Here is a 19143-nt window from a genome sequence, read left to right on the forward strand (position 1 = left end):
TACTACAGAAGGATTTGTCAACAAATTAAAGATGATTAAAAGAATGTGTTATGGACGAGGAAGCATAGAACTACTCAAAAGAATGATGATTTGTGTATAAGGCAGCAAAAGTGAACAAGACCCATTCGGATTATATGGGGTAGAAAACCGAAATAGATGCGGTAGTAGTTTCGATTTGGACTAACGGCTTTTGGGGGAATATGACAATAAGGGTAAAGGCGTAAGGAAGAAAATTCCGGGTGGATCTTTTGTCGGATCGGCAAAAGCCCTCTATCTTTGTAAGATTGAAGGAAAAGATATGTCTGAAGGTCGCCGGTTAATAGTAACGATTAATAATCATCCCGTTTTCGGTCCGCTGCTGATCCCGTACCTGGCAAGAGAAGTTTCGCCGGGTGTGCTTGAGGCGGAGGAGAAAGCCACATTTATGGAAGAAGGACGGCTGAATGAGGCCGAGAAAAAGATTATTTCCCTGTCCCAGTGTTATTCCGAAAAGAATTTGATGAATGTGTATTCGAAGGAACGGACCGTGAATGAGTTTCTGTCGAAACTGTCCGACCCTGCCCGTAGAGAGCCCGTGCGGAATTATATCGACCGGAAGCAACGGGAGATTGTCGAGCAGCTTCGGGCTTCATCCATACCTCTGTATATCAGAGAGACGGCTACAAAACTTCTATACGAGCATCACCGGATTTTTATTCCTGTCGCTTTGGCTGAGGCCTCGTTCAGGTTTGAACTGACGGAACAAGTCTTTCGCTACACGGTGGAGTGTGAATTGGAGGGGCGTTCGATTCCGCTGCAAAAGAAGAAACCGGTACTTGTTTTGTGTGCACGGCCCGCCATATTGGTCTTGGGGCGTGATCTGCTTGTCTTCAAACGGATCGAGATGCCGCGGCTGAATCCTTTTCTGGAAAAGACATTTGTGGCAGTTCCCGCTTCAGAGGCGCACCGCTATCTGGAGAAGATCGTCTTGCCGATGATGGTCCGTTATCCGGTCGGTGCTTCGGGCTTCGATATGATAATGGAATACCGGCCCTGTGTGGCGGAACTGTCGGTTTCGCCTTCTGTTTTGGACCGTCCGGTTGTGCAGCTGCGTTTTTATTATGGCGACGCCTGTTTTTCTCCCGGGCAGGCGATGCAACGCTGTTATCCGCGTTTGGAGGAAGAGGAGGGAAAAACGGTAATCCGCTATTTCAAACGTAATCCGGGGAAGGAGCAGGAGTGCCTGGATTTATTGGGCGTCCATGGTTTCGTGCAAGTGGGGGATACACAGTTTTCACGTGCCGGCTGTGTATCGGAATATGCGCTGGTTGAATGGCTTCACGATCATAAAGAGGAGTTGGAGGCTTATTTTACGTTGAATGTCGATGGCGGTTCCGGTATGACCTATTTTGTGGGCGATATTCTTTTGGAACAAGATATTGCGGATACGCCGGACTGGTTCGAAATTCGTATAACCGTCCGGATCGGGGAGTATGTGTTTCCGTTCATCCTTTTCCGGAAGCATATCCTGGAAGGTGACCGTTTGTTCAAACTACCGGACGGGAAGGTGGCTTTGCTGCCGGAAGAATGGTTTGAAAAATATGGCGACCTTTTCAGTTTTAGTAGCGAGCAGGAAGGCAAGTTGCGTGTGCGTAAGGTGTATTTGGGGTTGGTCGACGGGTTGAGAGATAACACTGCTCCGGCCGTTTCGAAAGCGTATGTGGAAAAAGAAGAGATACCGGTCCCTCCCCGGATACGTGCAACGCTCCGCCCTTATCAGCGGGAAGGCTTTACATGGATGGCGCATCTTGCCGCCAATGGTTTCGGGGGCTGTCTGGCGGACGATATGGGATTGGGAAAGACTTTGCAGACCATTACGTTGTTACAATATCTGTATGATCCGTCCGCCCCGGAGGCTGTCCGGCCACAGGAACCGATGCTTCCGTCGTCTTGTCCGGTCGATAAGTTCGGGCAATACGCTCTTTTTGGCGATGAAGAAGAGGAGCTGTCGGCCTCTCCGGTACGGACCGTTGCACAGCCGGACAAGGTGCAAGCCTCTCTCATTGTCGTTCCTGCCTCCCTGCTTCCTAATTGGAAAAGAGAGGTGCAACGGTTCAGCTCTTTGCGGGTATATGAATATGCCGGGGATCAGCGGAGCCGTGAGCCGTGGAAGAAATTCGACCGCTATCCGGTCGTATTGACGACTTACGGGCTGCTGCGCCGGGATATTGAATTGCTGGAAAATTATACCTTCAAATATGTGATACTGGATGAAAGCCAGTATATCAAAAATCCCGACTCGGTCTCTTATCATGCTGTCATGCGTCTTAAGAGCGGCAACCGGTTGGTATTGACCGGAACTCCGATTGAGAATTCGCTGAAGGACTTGTGGGCCCAGTTTAACTTTATCAACCCCGGCTTATTAGGGTCGTTGGCGGATTTCAGGAACCGTTTCATCCATCCGGTTGTAAAAGAAGGCAACGAACGTGCCCGGCAGCGGTTGCAGCAACTGATCCGCCCGTTTTTCCTTCGCCGTACCAAAAGGCAGGTGGCACCCGAACTGCCGCCGCTGATGGAAGAGGTGGTTTATTGCGGAATGTCGGAAGAACAGCAGGATGTTTATACGAAAGAGAAAAATACGTTGCGTAACTCTTTGCTTGAGGAATGGCATAAGAACAAAATTGTCGCTCTGAACGGCATCACCCGTCTTCGGCAGCTTGCCAATCATCCCGGTATGGTTTTCCCGGAATATACGGGAAGTTCCGGGAAGATGGATCAGGTGTTGGAAGCGTATGAGACTTTGTTGAGCGAGGGGCATAAGGTGTTGGTATTCTCATCCTTCGTCACCCATTTGAAACTTTTTGCCGCCGAGTTTGAGAGACGCGGCTGGGAATATGCGTTGCTGACCGGAAGTACGGCGGACCGGGAAGGCGAGATCGCCCGTTTCTCCCGGAATAAAGAGGTCTCCGCCTTTTTTATCTCTCTGAAAGCCGGTGGAGTAGGGCTGAACCTGACTGATGCCGATTATGTCTTTATCCTGGACCCGTGGTGGAACCCGGCAGCCGAAATGCAGGCGGAGAGCCGTGCGCATCGTATCGGGCAACAGAAGCAGGTATTTGTTTTCCGTTTCATCACCTCCGGCACGATCGAAGAAAAAATCCGCCGGTTACAGGAACGGAAAAGCGATCTGTCGGATCGCTTTATCATCGAAAACGATCCGCTGCAACAGTTGACTGATGAGGAGTGGAGGGAACTGATATGAAAAAGCTGCTATTGTTGTTGTGTTTTGTATTCATACGCCAAGTGGTCTATCCTGTTTATTTTAAACATCTTGGTATGAGCGACGGTTTGTCGCAGGTCTCTGTTATGTCGATTTATCAGGATCGTCTGGGACGCATGTGGTTCGGTACGCGTGAAGGTGTCAGCATCTATGACGGGGAACGGATGCGGGTGTATAAAGGCTGGGAGAACCTGGACCCGGAAAGTTCCATAAATGTTTTGCTCGGACATGAATGCGATCATCTCACCGGAAACAGGCAAGGGGATATTTTCTTCAGGACGTGCGATTCGTTGGTAAGGTATGATATCCGGGAAGAGAAATTTTATGTCGTCGGCGGTTGTAAGGCGAAAACGGTTACTTCGGCAAATGGTGACATATGGACGGGCTATGAAGATAGGGTCTGCCGGTATGACGAAAAAGGGGATAGCCTGCAACTTTATGTGAAGACAAACACCCCCGGCATATCCGGCCTGCTGATTTCGGAGAAGAAGATCTGGATCGGGACGTATGAAGGCTTGTATGTGATCGGGGAAGATAAAAAAGTCCGTTGTCTGATTGACGGACCTGAGTTTTACCGCTTATTTGAAAGCTCTACGGGTGAGATATGGGCCGGTTGCCGTACCGGCGGCTTGTACAGGATCACGCAAGACGAGCGGATCACCTGGTATTCGGAGAGCAATCCCGCACCTTTCCATATCGAGAACAGCCAAATACGGAGCTTTGCCGAAGACCGGTTTGGGAATATCTGGTTCGGCACTTTTATGGGACTGCATAAATATAACCCCTACACGGACCGGTTTACGGTATATCAACAGGATCATTTGCCGGGTAGCCTGTCGCACTCTTCCGTTTTCTCTGTTTATATAGATGCGCAGGAAACGATATGGGTCGGTACCTATTATGGAGGTGTGAACTATTTTAATGCCGAAAGGGAAATATTCGCCCATTATACGGATAACCCTTTGCGAAAGGAATGCCTGAATTATTCGTTCGTCGGGAATCTGGCGGAAGATAACGATGGCAACATCTGGATTTGTACCGAAGGAGGCGGATTGAACTTCATGGATCGCAAGACACGAACCTTTAAGTACTTCACTGCCGGCCATCGCAATTCCGTATTGCAGAATAACCTGAAGTGCATCGCGTATGACGGGAAACGGAACCGCTTGTATATCGGCACGCATCACGGAGGACTTACCCGTTACGATATAAAGACCGGTATTTTTCATAACTACCTGGACGATTACAGGGAAGGAGACATAAAGCCGGACGGCATCATCTTCCACACGATGATTCATAACGATAAGTTGTATGTAAGCGCGATGAACGGAACCTTTGTGATGGATCTCGATACGGACCGGTTCCAATGGATATGCAGGAATGCCCAGAGCTTTACGATCGACAGGGAAGAGAATCTATGGATTCTGATCGGGACTTCCTTATACAGGATAGAGCTGGCCCGTCCGGACAATCAGAAACATTATGCTCTGCCCGGTTATGGAATCCGGTTCGAACCGAAACGGATCATGACTACCCGCGACGGGGATATCTATTTCGTGGTTTTGGGAGGCGGGCTGTACCGGTATGACGGACAGACCGATTCCTTTGTCCATTATTCGCAGGAAAGCGGACATCTGTTGAGCAATTATTGTTATAATGTCGCAGAGACCAATTCGGAAGAATTGCTGGTGACCAGTGACAAGGGAGTCACTTTCCTGAATCCTTTCAGCGGAAGTACCCGGTTTGCGACGTTGGGTGCGAACCTGCCGATCACATCCATTGCGGATGGCTGCGGCATTCTGGTGTGCCGGAATAATGAACTTTTTGTCGGAGGAAATGACGGACTGACCTCTTTTTACCGGGAGGATCTCGATAAGACGGAAAAGAATTACTCCTTATATTTTTCAGAGTTGTATATCCATAATAAGAGAATCTATCCGGGAATCGCTTCGGGAGGCATACTGGAGGAGGCTTTTCCTTTCAGCAAATCGATCCGGTTGAACTACAAGCAAAACAATCTGATTATAAACTTCGCTACCACCAATTATATCGATATCCAAAAGAATAATGAATATCAATACCGGTTGGTCGGTTTTGACGATGATTGGGTTTCCACCTCTTCTTCCAGCATTTATTATACGAACCTGGATCCCGGCAAATATACATTGCTGGTCCGTGAAAAGAATCTGTCCCAACATTTGATGAACCGCCGTGAAATTTCTCTGGATATCCAGATCGCCCAACCCTGGTATAAAACGGGTTGGGCGTGGACACTGTATGTCCTGACTGTTTTTACGATCACTTATCTGACTGTACGGATTCTGAATGCCCGGCGCAAACTGGCGCTGTCCCTTGAAAAGGAACGGGAAGAGAAAGAGCGTAACGAGGAGTTGAACCAGGCGAAACTACGCTTTTTTACCAATATCAGCCATGAGTTCCGGACGCCGCTGACGCTTATTATCAGCCAGATAGATATGCTTTTTCAGAGTTCTTCCCTTCCTCCGACCTTGTATAACCGGATTATTAAGATCAGCAAGAATGCCAACCGGATGCGGAATATGATTTCCGAACTGTTGGAATTCCGGAAGTTAGAGCAGAATTATGTCTCGTTGCATGTTTGCGAACAGAACCTGATTCCATTTCTGAAAGATATTTATCTTTCTTATTGCGAGCTGGCGGCACAGCAATCCATTACATTTGATTTTCATCATGCAGAGGAGAATCTGTTGTTATGGTTTGATTCCAATCAGTTGCAGAAAGTGTTTTACAATCTTTTGTCAAACGCTTTCAAATATACGAAGCCGGGAGGTACGATAGAATTGCATGTGTCCTCGGATGAAAATGAGGTCCGTATGAAAGTGATCGATACGGGTATCGGGCTTTCGGCAGATGACGTCTCGCATATCTTTGACCGCTTCTATCAGGCCGAAAACGGGAAACAGGTAGCGGGGGCCAACCCCGGTACGGGGCTGGGACTGGCTTTAAGCAAGAATATCATTCATCTTCATCATGGGGATATCACGGTGCAGAGCCAGGTCGGCTATGGAACGATATTTACAGTCACGTTATTGAAGGGAAAGGTCCATTTTGAAAATGACAAGAATGCGATTCTTCTGGAAAGCCCGGACGAACCGATGATTAAGGAAGAATCTTTGGCGGATTCCATTTCCCCCGAAGAATATGAAGAAATGGATAAAGCTTTTCCGGGTCTGAAAGTCGGCGCTTATAAAGTTCTGATTGTGGAGGACAATGAAGAGCTGCTACAGATATTAAATACGCTTTTTGCCCCTTTCTATCAGGTTATATTAGCCGGGAATGGGGAAGAAGGATTGCGGAAGGCGAATGAGGAAAAGCCGGATCTGGTTGTCAGCGATGTCATGATGCCCTTGATGAGTGGTATGGAGATGTGCATGAAAATCAAGAATAATATCGATTTGTGCCATATTCCGGTCGTCTTGCTGACGGCTCTCGATTCTGTCGAGTATAATATTGAAGGGCTTCAACAGGGAGCGGATGATTATATCAGCAAGCCTTTCCATGCAAAAGTATTGTTGATGCGCTGCAATAATCTGATCCGGAATCGTTTGTTGTTGAAGTCCCGGTTGACAAAACAGGTTGACTTTGATGTGCAGTTGCTGGCTACGACCTCATTGGACCAGCAGCTTTTGAACCGGATTGTGGAGATCGTCGATCAGCGGATGGGAGAACCGGACTTTGATATCAATGCGCTTGCCCGCGAACTGAACATGGGGCGTAGTTCGTTCTTTACAAAAGTCAAGAACCTGACCGGAATGACTCCCAGCGAATTTATACAAAACCAACGCATCAACCGTGCGGCAACCTTGTTACGGGAACGGCCGGATTTGTTGGTGAACGAAATATCGGACCGGTTAGGATTTGCCTCGACTGTCTATTTCAGCCGATGCTTTAAGGCGAAGTTCGGAGTATCGCCTGTTCAGTTCAGGAAAAAAGAGGAGTAAGAACCAGATAAAACTGCTAATAGTTTATATTCAAATAGTTAAATCTTCTATTTGGACTGTGTGTATATAAGAAACGGACGCTTTGTATAGGTTCGTTTGTGTATGCCCGGCTACATTTGCCACCAGAGTTTATCAAAATTTATTAATCTAAATCTACCTATTCATGATGAATGATTTAAACATTCCTTTCTTTAGGAAAACGATGTTTGCAGGAATGGCCACACTGTGCTTGTCGACAGGAGTTACCCAGGCCAATCCGGTTAGTGACGGGGAGGAAGTGACGGAAAAACACGCCGTGGCATTGCCTCAGCAAAAGAAAATGACGATTACGGGAGTTGTGAAGGATGCGCTCGGCCCGGTGGTCGGCGCCAACGTAGTGGAAAAAGGGACCACCAACGGGACGGTTACGGACATGGAAGGCCGTTTCTCTTTGCAGGTATCTTCGAATGCCGTGCTGGTCGTTTCCTATATCGGTTATATAGACCAGACGATTCCGGTGAACGGGAAGAGCTCTTTCACGCTTTTGCTGAAAGAAGATTCACAGGCTTTGGATGAAGTGGTGGTTGTGGGATACGGCACGCAAAAGAAGGTGAACATGACCGGTGCGGTCGCTTCTGTCGATATGAGCAAGATGGTCGACAGCCGTCCGATCACTTCGCTTTCCGCCGGGCTTGCCGGTATGGCTCCCGGTGTTTCCGTAACAGCCGGTAATGGCGGACGGCCCGGTAATGACGGGGCGACGATCCGTGTGCGCGGGCAGGGTACGTTAAACGATTCCAATCCGTTGGTAATCATCGACGGGGTGGAAGCCAGCATGAATAATATCAACCCGCAGGATGTAGAAAGTATTTCGGTTTTGAAGGATGCCGCTTCGTCTGCCATCTACGGTTCCCGTGCGGCAAACGGTGTCATTCTGATCACTACCCGCAAAGGAAAATCCGGTGAAGCGAAAATCTCTTATAACGGTTATGTCACGATGCAGAAAGTGGCGAACCATATCGATTTGGTCTCCAATTATGCCGATTATATGGAATTGTATAACGAAGGGCAGCTCAACAGCGACCTCCCCGCTATCTTCAGCCAGGGGAAAATCGACGAGTGGCGGGCTGCCGGTGACAGTGATCCTGTCAAATATCCGAACTCTGACTGGCAGGACGCTCTGTTCCAGACCGGATGGATGCAGAACCATACGATCAATATCAACGGCGGGTCTGACAAGATTCACTATTATATATCGGGCAATTACATGAAAAATCCCGGTATTATGGAAAATTCCGGATACGAACGTTACAGCGCCCGTGTCAATCTGGATGCGGAAGTAAAAGATTGGTTTACCATAGGTGTCAATGCGTACGGGACGCGTGGAAAAGAGGAGCTGGGATTGTTGAAGACCGAATCGAACGACAATTTCTATACCTATATGCAAGCTACTACGCCGGGTATCTGCTACCAGGCGCCTGATGGCAGGTATGGAGGGGTAAACAACCCGGAAGACGACCCGCAGAGTAGCTCCAACAATGTCTTGAAGATGTTGAACGACGTCAAAGGAAATCGCACGACCAATAACATCGTTTCCCGTTTTTATGCCCAGTTGAGGCCGTTCAAAGGGTTGACGATCGAAGGATCTTGGACCTATGCTTTTTCCGACCAGTTCCTGTACCAGCAACCGGTTTTCCATGATCTGTGGAACTTGTACGACAATACGTTGCAGATTGCCGGAACCGGAGTTTCGAAGGTAATCAACCGCAACAACAAGACTGTCCGTAACAATATGGACGGATTGGTCAGATATGAAACCGACATCGACCGGTTGAATATCCAGGCAACGGTCGGCGCCAGCCAGGAAGCCTATCGTAACAACTGGTTCGAGGCCTCCAAGGAGAAGCTGACCTCTTCGGAACTGACGGAGTTGAATGCCGCCACTGCCAATGCGACGGCGACGGGTACTTACTCCAATTGGTCCATGCGTTCATTCTTCGGCCGGGTCAATTTGAACTGGGACGAGAAATACTTGTTGGAAGCCAATCTCCGCGCCGATGCCTCTTCCCGTTTTGCCCAAAAATATCGTTGGGGCTATTTCCCCTCTTTCTCTTTGGGTTGGCGTATGGAACAGGAAGCCTTCATGAAAGATATCTCATGGCTTAACCAGTTGAAGCTCCGTGCTTCGTATGGTTCGTTAGGAAACAATGCCGTGGGCAACTATGACTATCAGTTGTATTACCAGGCCTCTAATTATGTCTTGAACGACGCCTTGCAGATCGGTATGGCACAACGTGCTCTTTCGAATGCGGCATTGACTTGGGAAACCTCTTATGTCACGAACTTTGGTGTGGACTTCGCCCTGTTCTCTAAATTGAGCGGAACCGTCGATGCTTTCGTCAAAAACACCAAAGGAATTTTGATCGAACTGCCGGCGCCATTGGTGCATGGTAATGCTACCGTTCCTAAATCCAATGCGGCTGAAGTCCGTAACCGGGGGGTCGAGTTGAGCTTGAACTGGAACGACAAAGTCGGTTCTGTCAACTATTTTGTCGGAGGTAATTTCTCATTTGTCAAGAATAAAGTGACGAAGTTCAAAGGTGACGAAATGTCTCTGAACGGAACCAATATGATCCTGGAAGGCGAACCGATCAATGTCCAGTATGTGCTTTCGGTAGACCGGATCATCCAGACCGAAGAAGATATGGCGATAGTGGAAGCGATGGAAGCGAGTAATCCGGATGCCTTCAAACAATACAAGAAGCCGGAATACGGGGATTTCTTATATAAAGATATCGACGGGGACGGATGTATCACTGACAACGATAAGATCAAAGTCGGTAATGGTACCAACCCGACATTCACTTTCGGATTTAATTTCGGCGCCAACTGGAAAGGCTGGGATTTCAGCTGTATCCTGCAAGGTGCTACCGGATTGAAAACCTATTGGAGCGGATTGGATGGCGCCAGCTATTGGCCGCAAGTGCGCCGGGGGAACCAGATCAACAAGACTATTGCAGACGGACGTTGGTATCCGGGCCGCACGGATGCCACTTATCCGCGCCTGTTGAACTATACCGACGGACGCAACCGGGTGGCAAGTGACTTCTGGGTACAGGACAAGTCTTACCTGAGGGTGAAAAACGTCCAGTTGGGATATACGGTCCCGAAACATCTCTCGCAAAAACTCCTGATCGACAACTTCCGTTTATATGTCAGCATCGACAATGCTTTGACCTTTACGGGATATAAGGGATTGGACCCTGAGGTGTCGGGCACGAAATATCCGACTATGCGATTAACAACATTTGGTTTAAACCTTACATTTTAAATAGTTGAAGACATGAAAAAGATCATAATCTATTTGGCGACAATGCTTTTAGCCGCCATGACGTTCACCGGTTGCTATGATTTGGAGACCTATCCGGGAGACAAAGTCAACGAAGGAACATTTTACAAGACCGGCGATCATGCCCATCAAGGCTTGATGGGAATCTATGGCATGCTGCGCCTGAACGAGGCGTACGGTTACCAGTTCTGCTTCGACCATTTGGGAGATATCGCTTACGGGTATAACTATTATATGATGTTCCTGTCGACCTATACAGACCGTGACGGAACGATACAAAATCATTGGCAGACCTTCTATGACGGTGTACATCGTGTCAATACCTTTATACGTTCGGTAAAAGGCATGCGCGGTATCATCACGGACGAACAGATCGATGAGTACGTGGCGGAAGCCAAATTCCTGCGTGCGATGTTCTACTTTTCCTTGACAGATCTTTTCGGTGGGGTTCCCTACTATGACGAATCGACAAATGTCAACGAGGAGTTTATGAACCTGAAGCAACCGAGAAGCAGCCTCGAAGAGGTACGTGCCCGTATTTTGGAAGATTTGGACGAAGCGATCAAGTTCCTCCCTGTCGAACATGCCGCCGGTGAATATGGACGTGCTACTAAAGGTGCAGCCTACGCCCTTCGTGGTAAAGTGCATCTTTATGACAAAGAGTGGCAATCTGCCATCAACGATTTTGAGGAAATCGTCTATAACAAGTCCGATAACTACGGCTATGCCCTCGACGACGATTACGCCCGTGTATTCAAACTCTATAACGGAGCCAAAAGCCCGGAAACGGTCTTCTCGATCCAGAACAAGAGTGGTGTCGGCACCGAGTATGGCATGCAGATACAGGCTCTGATGGGATGTCGTGGCGCTTATGGGAGCTGCTGGAACAATACGGTCCCTTCCACACAGTTGGTGGATATGTATGAGTTTAAGGACGGTCGCCCCTTCAACTGGGATGAGATTTTCCCCGGTTATAATGCCATGTCTCCTGATGAGCGTAAAGAACTTCTCAGTATCGAGATGAAGGAAGGAGGAGCGATCGTGGGACTTCGCGAAGCGGATACAGCCAAGATATTGAGTGCTTATACTTGTCGCGATCCGAGATTGATGGCTACAGTGATTGTCCCTTATTCACACTATATGGGAAATATTGGCCGTACTACTAATGTGGATCTGATCTTTGCCTTGGATCATGACCTGGCTGGAAATGCCAATGGTGGTACGATCCAAAACAACGCAGGTTGGGTCTCTTATCTCTATCGGAAGTTCGTGGCCGAAGGAGACCAGGGCGGTGCGATCAGTAACCGTTTGCATACACCGTTCGCTTTCCCTTTGATCCGCTTTGCCGATGTTCTGTTGATGCTCTCCGAGGCTTATAACGAGGCGGGGCAGTTAGACAAGGCCGTGACCGAATTCAACAAGGTGCGTGCACGTGTCGACATGCCGGGCTTGAACTCCGGTCCCGCATGGATGGCTGTCAGCAGCAAAGAGCAGATGGCCGAACGGATACGCAAGGAGCGTGCCGTCGAGTTTGCCGGGGAAGGACTTCGTTTCAGCGACTTGCGCCGTTGGGGATATGAGGTTGCCCGTAAAGCGCTTGACAATGTCGATGCGGTCAATATCTATGGCGAACCGATCTATACCCATCTGTTTAGCGAACGGGATATGCTTTGGCCTATACCGGGTGTGGAACGGGAACGGAATAAGGAGTTGACACAGAACCCGGGTTGGTAATGATGAGATTGATTCACTTAATAGGTTTATTTTTCCTGTTGTTCTCTTTTACGGTTGCCGGACGGAGTTTTTCTGTCCGGCAACCCGGAAAAGAGTTGCGCCGGCATCCCAGGTTGCTTTTCAGCAAGCAAGAGGAACAAAGGGTTCGTGGTTTATTCGGAACCGAACCACTATTGGATAGCTTGCGTGCCGGCCTGATGAGGGAGGCGGAACGTTTGTTGTCGGTTCCTCCCCAGGAAGATCCTCGAAGGAAAATTAAAAACACGAAAGACATACTGCCTGTCAGCCGTGAACAGGTTTACCGGATGGTCAACCTGGCATTGGCCTATCGGTTGAGCGGAGACAGACGTTTTGCGGAGAAGGCGGAAAAAGAACTGGTCCACGTCTGCAATTTCCCGGACTGGGACCCTGTCCACTACCTGGATGTGGCGGAGATGACGACAGCCGTAGCCATTGGTTATGACTGGCTGTACGATGTATTGGCTCCTTCGGTCAGGCAGTTGGTTGTCCATTCGATCAAAACAAAGGCATTGGACCTTGTCGTCGAGGAATATAAAACCGGAAATGCGGATTCCTGGGCGAAACGCGAAACAAACTGGAATGTGGTATGCAATACCGGCATGGTATTGGGAGCTTTGGCTATTGAAGAGCATGAGCCGGAACTGGCGGAGCACATCATCGGCGAAGCGGTCAGGTACATCCCGAACTGTCTGAAGCATTTTGCACCGGACGGTGTTTGTTATGAGGGACCTGCCTATTGGGGATATACGAACATGTACCTGTCTCTTTTGCTGAAGGCGCTGAATGATAATTTTGGCGAGGACTTCGGGCTTTCGGAAATGGAGGGGGTGGATAAAAGCGTCCTGTACTATATGCACAGCACAAGTCCTTCCGGCAAGATATTCAATTTTGCCAATTCCGGCAGTACGGCTCCTGCGGCAGAACCCATTTACTTTTATTTCAGCCGGGCTTTCCGCCAGCCGGAGGTAGCGACTTTCTACCGGAATGTCTTGTCAAAGACCGTGCAGAGCGAGAATTATTTCAGATTCTACTTCCTGTCCATACCTTGGTACGATACGGCCTCTTCTCCTGCCGATGCCTTGCCGAAACTGAAAGTTTACGAAGGTATCAATGATATTGTCGTGTTCAACGGGAACCGGAATGTCCCTAACAGCCTTTATCTGATCGCCAAGACCGGAGATCCGGATATGGCGCACCAGCAGCTGGATATCGGGACCTTTATCGTCGAGACGAACGGGATAAGGTGGACGGACGATCTGGGGAGCGATAACTATAGTCTGCCCGGATTCTGGGATTACAAGCCGGACGGACAACGCTGGTCGTATTTCAGAAACTCGAATTTCAGCCACAATACGCTGTCGATCGACCATAAACTGCAAAACTCGGCCGGGACAGGCGAGATCAAATGGCAGGATGACAAGGCCGCCCAACCTTTTGTCACGATGGACATGGGCACGGCTTATGCCGGACAGAGCCGTTTTGTCTACCGGACCTTCCGCATGCTCGACGATACCCGCATACTGGTTACAGACAGCGTAGGGTTGCAGAACCCGTCCCAATCGGTGCAATGGTCCGTGATAACTTCGGCAGACGTCGAATGCAAAGGAAATACTGCCGTTCTCAGGAAGGACGGTAAATCTTTTTCCTTGAAGATCACTTCGCCCGGCAATGCTTCTTTTACGGCAAAGACGGCAAAAAGGGGGACGGAGGCGGAGAAGCCGATAGAGGGATATACGATCCTGTCGGCATCGGTATCGGGTGAACCTGTACAGGTTATCAAAGTTCTCCTGTCGGGAGAATAGGTGATTAGTTACATTTAAAATAAATAATATAGATATGGTAAAAGTGAAACATTTAATGGGTATGGTGCTCGGTGTTGCATTGATCTCCTGCGGAGGGACAGAAGACAGATTCGTTGAAGAGAACGTTGCGTTTGCCCATAAACAGATAGGAAAAGAGATCGAGCTGATCGAGGCGAGCGGCAAGTTTATGAACCCGACTACGCTGAACCCGGACGGTTCCGTTTATTATTGTAACCTGGCCGACTGGCGCAGTGGTTTCTTTCCCGGTTCGGTCTGGTATCTGTATGAACTGACAGGAGATGAGAGCCTGTTGCCCCTTGCGAAGAAATATACGGAGGCGGTGAAAGATGCCAAAAATATCAAATGGAACCACGATGTCGGTTTTATGATCTATTGCAGCTTTGGAAACGGCCTGCGTCTGACGGGCGATCCGGAATATAAGGAGGTGATTGTCGAAGCCGCCCGTTCCTTGTCTACCCGCTTCCGCCCGGTGGCAGGGATTATTCAGTCGTGGGACGTGGACAGGGGATGGATTTCCGAACGGGGCTGGGAGTGCCCGGTGATCATCGATAACATGATGAACCTGGAGCTGTTGTTTGCCGCTACACGGTTGTCCGGCGACTCGACTTTCTATAAGGTTGCCGTTTCGCACGTCGACCGTACCATGAAGGAACAATATCGTCCGGACGGCAGTTGCTATCATGTGGTGGATTACAGCATGAAAGACGGTTCCGTACGCAACCGCCATACGGCACAGGGATATGCGCACGAATCGGCGTGGAGCCGTGGACAGGCCTGGGGCATCTACGGTCTGACGCTGTGTTATCGGGAGACGGGAGACCGGAAATATCTCGACCAGGCTTTAAAAGCGGTCCGCTTTATGTTCAATCATAAGAATACACCCGAAGACCTTGTGTTCTATTGGGATATGGATGCCCCGAACATTCCTGACGATTACCGGGATGCTTCGGCTGCTGCTTGTATCGCCTCCGCCTTGTATGAGATCAGTACGATGGATGTGCCTGAACCGCAAACGTATAAGGCATATGCCGACCGGATCATGGAAAGCCTGGCTTCGCCGGCTTACCGGGCTGAATTGGGAACGAACGGAAACTTCTTGCTGATGCATTGCGTCGGAAGCATTCCGCATAATGGAGAAATAGATGTCCCGTTGAACTATGCCGACTATTACTTCCTGGAGGCTTTGAAGCGAAAACGGGATATTGAGCATCAATAGCTTCGTTTTTAAGCTGTTTATAAGAAGCCAAGACCGTTCTATTATTAGGTCAGACAAGGGTGTATCAAGCTGGGGTTTTATTACGTCAGACCGGGTACACCTTTTTTGAAGAATTTGACAATAAGTGCCATCCGTATTTGTTATAATGCAATATCATTTAAAACAATATACAGAAATGGCACGAAAGAAAACTTTACCTTCGTTATCGCTTCTCGAATATGCCAATGCGCGTATCGCACTGAAGAAAAAACTGAACAAGGCCAGTACGGCGGAACTTTATCAGGTAGCCGTCAATCATTTTTTGAAATTTGCGAGAAACGACGGGTTTCGTATGGAAGACCTGAACCGGACTCTGATTTCTGATTTTGCCGCTTATTTGCAATGTAAGGGGTTGGCTGCAAATACGATCAACTCCTACCAGAGCAGTTTACGCGCAATCTATAATGCAGCCTGTTATGATGGACTGTTACGGCCTGTGGAACACCCTTTTAAGGGCTTAAAGCTCAAACGTGAATTTACCGTCAAGCGTGCCATATCCGTCAGGCTCATTCAGAAACTGGCGAGTTTTGAGACTGACGGTTCTCAGAGTCAAGAATTAGCAGTCGACCTGTGCCTGTTCAGTTTTTTAGCTTGCGGGATGCCGTTTGTCGATATGGCCTATTTGACGGCGGACAACATTCGGAATGGTGAATTGGTCTATAATCGTCGTAAGACAGGTGCTCAAATCCGTATGGAAATCACTACCGGCATGTGGCAGATCATTCGTAAGTACACCCCTGCGGATGGGGAAAGGGAGTTTCTTTTTCCCATTCTTCCGTCCGGTTCACCCACCCACTCGCAATATAAACACTGTCTGGCTTTGCATAACAAGGAATTGAAGGAGGTCGGTGACAAACTTTGCATTCCCGTACATTTTACTTCATACGTGATGCGACATAGCTGGGCATCTGCGGCATTGCAATCCGGAGTTTCAGTTGCGATTATCAGTCAAGCCTTGGGGCATAGTTCGGAGAAGACGACACGCTATTATTTAAGTGAATTGGATGTTTCCGAATTGACAAGGGCTAACCGGAAAGTTTCAGGTTCTATCGATTATTTGTTAAATAGAATAGAAAACGGAAACACAACCTTATTTATGAAATAAGGTGAGAAATCCCCTACGAAGTTACAATTAAGCATAAAAATCTGTTCTATTAAACTATTCAGCCTGTTCTAATTTAGCATTTGAAATCTTTATATTCCTGAGAGGAGTTAAATGTAGTTAATTTTCGATTTTAGTATGTTAAAGGAAGAGACGCTGGCAGGAATGCTATGTCTATAAATATCCTATGATCATCAACATAAATTATAATTAAAAATCAGGCAATAAGAAAGTGTGATGACCTTATTTACAGGTAAAAGGCCTTCATAAATGGTATTTCAGTATATAATTTTGTATTACCTTTATTACCAAAATAAAGGTTTTTTATTAATCTAAATAGTTGATTAGCCTATTTCCACAACTGTAAGGTTATCCTTTTTTAGATTAAAATTCCCTTATTTCATAAATAAGTACAAAACTAAAGAATGCAGACTTAACTGATAATCAAAATAGATGAAAAGAAAATTATGGAATTGCAATATTCCTGACTGTATAGGAAACCATAGAAACAGGCCGTGTGGTATCGGATGAATTAAAAGCATCGAATAAGGCCTTGAAATTTGGGAAAAATAATAATAAAATAACAAAGAGTATGATGAGAAAACTTATCGTCATGATGTTCCTGTTAATGATCCCCCTGTCTTTCTACGCACAAGACAGGTTGACCGGGCAAAAAGGTTCGACCGCCGGGATCAAGACCAATATCCCATACTGGGGTACGGCAACTTTCAATGTCGGCGGGGAATTTCGCTTGGCACGTCATTGGAGCTTGGACATAGAAACCGGGCTGAACCCGTTCGACGGAAAGGAGGAGGACGGCAGCTATGGCAAATCTCTCAAACATTGGCGACTCCATCCGGAGATACGCTATTGGTTCTGTGAAACGTTCTACAAACATTTCATCGGGTTGCATGTCCCGTACATATTATATAATGTGTCGGACATCAAAATACTCGGCACTGAAGGCGAACGCCATCAGGGTTGGGGTGCAGGTGCGGGTATCAGTTACGGTTATTCCTGGCTGCTCTCCAAGCATTGGAATTTGGAAGCGACTGTCGGTGTGGGTTACCTCTACCTTGAGTCGGAGAAATATCCTTGTACCAATTGCGGTCGTCGGCAAGAGTATGTCAAGAAACATTATTTCGGCCCAACACAGGCAGCCATCAATTTGATTTATCAATTTTAATACCGTCATCTTATGAAAATGTACAGAACCCTACTGCCCATGTTGGCAGGCTTGCTGGCGGTAACCGCCTCCGAGGCACAGACAATCAAAGTGAAAGACCAAATCGTGGAAAAGGCGGACGGCACATTGATCGTCGGCATGACGCTTGACCTGAGCAAAATAGAAGTACCCTCAAACCGTTGTTACGTTTATACGCCGGTCGTGACGGCGGGCGACAGTGTCCGTGCGCTTACTCCGTTGATTGTCTGCGGTCGTGATCGTCATATACTGTATGAACGTACGGGACGTATGTATGGGACACATAGTGAATATGAACTGCGTCGTGAGAATGGCAAGGAACAGTCTTTCGAATATACCACCCGTACCCCGATGGCTCCCTGGATGAAGAAGTCGGAAGTGGCTCTCGTGACGGATGTCTGCGGTTGCGGTTGGGAAAACTTGATGAACGATCGTTCACCGCTCTTTCCGATCAACCTTGCCGAACCGGTTGTGCTGAAACCGTTACTCGCCTACCGTACGCCCGAAGCCGAAGCGGTCAAAGCGCGTTCGATCGAAGGGAAGGCGTTCCTCGACTTCCCGGTCAACAAGATCACGATCTATCCCGACTACCGCAACAACCCGCGTGAACTGGCCGCCATTCGCTCCACTATCGACGCGGTACGCGACGATCCCTATGCTACTATCACGGAAGTATGGATCAAGGGCTTCGCCTCTCCCGAAGGAACTTATGCCAACAACACTTATCTGGCGGAAAACCGTGCAAAGGCTTTGCGTGACTACGTGAAGAGCCTCTACCGATTCGAACATGCCACGTTCAGCGTCGATTTCGAGCCGGAAGACTGGGAAGGACTGGAAAAGCGGCTGGAGGAGATGAACCTGCCTGACAAGGCGGAACTGCTCGCCATCATCCGTAATCCGGAACCGCGCGATATGGACAAGAAAGAGTTGAAGTTGAAAACATTGAATGGCGGTACGTCTTATAAGATCCTGCTGCGTGACATCTATCCGGCTTTGCGTCACTCGGACTACGTGGTGAAATACAACATCCGTAATTTTACGGCCGAGGAAGCGAAATCGCTCATCTATACCGATCCGAAGAAGCTCAGCCTGAACGAAATGTTTATGGTGGCACAACTCTATGAGGCTGGAAGCGACAAGTATAACGAAGTGTTTGAAATCGCCGTCCGCATGTTCCCCGACGATCCGGTGTCTAACCTGAATGCCGCCAACACGGCGATCCGGACAGGGCAGCTGGACCGTGCGGAAAGTTACCTTGCGAAAGCCGCCGAAGGTGACGAGAAACAATTGGCGTTTGCCTCTGTCCGGATGCTACGCGGTGATCTCGACGGTGCGGAAGCGATCCTGAAAACATTGGAAAACAGCACCGTCTGCGGTGATGCGGCACGTGCGAACCTCGAACAGATCAAGGCGAAGCGTGCGGAATGAGAAATTTTC

Annotated in this window: 9 protein-coding genes; all 9 read left to right on the top strand. The window is 48.4% G+C overall.

The features are described from left to right. The first annotated feature begins 298 nt into the window (after positions 1-298). The 9 genes from ACW6QF_RS14615 to ACW6QF_RS14655 all read left to right on the top strand — a co-directional run bounded on the left by ACW6QF_RS14615 (position 299) and on the right by ACW6QF_RS14655 (position 19134). Positions 299-3241 carry a DEAD/DEAH box helicase gene (locus ACW6QF_RS14615; protein ID WP_456088354.1) on the top strand — a complete coding sequence of 981 codons (2943 nt, stop codon included), beginning with the start codon at positions 299-301 and terminating at the stop codon, positions 3239-3241. Positions 3242-3315: 74 nt separating this feature from the next. Beyond that, positions 3316-7239, top strand: a complete 3924-nt coding sequence (locus ACW6QF_RS14620) for a hybrid sensor histidine kinase/response regulator transcription factor (RefSeq protein WP_456088355.1) — start codon at positions 3316-3318, stop codon at positions 7237-7239. Between the two features lie 163 nt (positions 7240-7402). After that, positions 7403-10549, top strand: coding sequence for a SusC/RagA family TonB-linked outer membrane protein (locus tag ACW6QF_RS14625; protein WP_456088356.1), 3147 nt, complete (start codon positions 7403-7405; stop codon positions 10547-10549). A 12-nt stretch (positions 10550-10561) separates the two neighbouring features. Beyond that, positions 10562-12301 carry a RagB/SusD family nutrient uptake outer membrane protein gene (locus tag ACW6QF_RS14630; protein WP_456088357.1) on the top strand — a complete coding sequence of 580 codons (1740 nt, stop codon included), beginning with the start codon at positions 10562-10564 and terminating at the stop codon, positions 12299-12301. Further along, positions 12301-14124: a heparinase II/III domain-containing protein gene (locus tag ACW6QF_RS14635; protein ID WP_456088358.1), complete on the top strand. Its 1824-nt coding sequence runs from the start codon at positions 12301-12303 to the stop codon at positions 14122-14124. Before ACW6QF_RS14630 ends, ACW6QF_RS14635 begins: the two co-directional genes overlap by 1 nt. Before the next feature lie 55 nt (positions 14125-14179). Next, entirely contained in the window at positions 14180-15361 is a 1182-nt protein-coding gene (locus tag ACW6QF_RS14640) for a glycoside hydrolase family 88 protein (RefSeq protein WP_456088388.1), read from the top strand. A 175-nt stretch (positions 15362-15536) separates the two neighbouring features. Then, positions 15537-16505: a tyrosine-type recombinase/integrase gene (locus ACW6QF_RS14645; protein ID WP_456088359.1), complete on the top strand. Its 969-nt coding sequence runs from the start codon at positions 15537-15539 to the stop codon at positions 16503-16505. Between the two features lie 592 nt (positions 16506-17097). Then, the gene (locus tag ACW6QF_RS14650) at positions 17098-17688 is read left to right on the top strand and encodes a DUF3575 domain-containing protein (protein ID WP_456088389.1); all 591 of its coding nucleotides are present in this window, start codon (positions 17098-17100) and stop codon (positions 17686-17688) included. 12 nt (positions 17689-17700) lie between these two features. Continuing rightward, on the top strand, positions 17701-19134 hold the full coding sequence (locus tag ACW6QF_RS14655) for a DUF3868 domain-containing protein (RefSeq protein WP_456088360.1): 1434 nt from the start codon (positions 17701-17703) through the stop codon (positions 19132-19134). Positions 19135-19143: the final 9 nt, after the last annotated feature.

The organism is Parabacteroides sp., assembly GCF_977054455.1.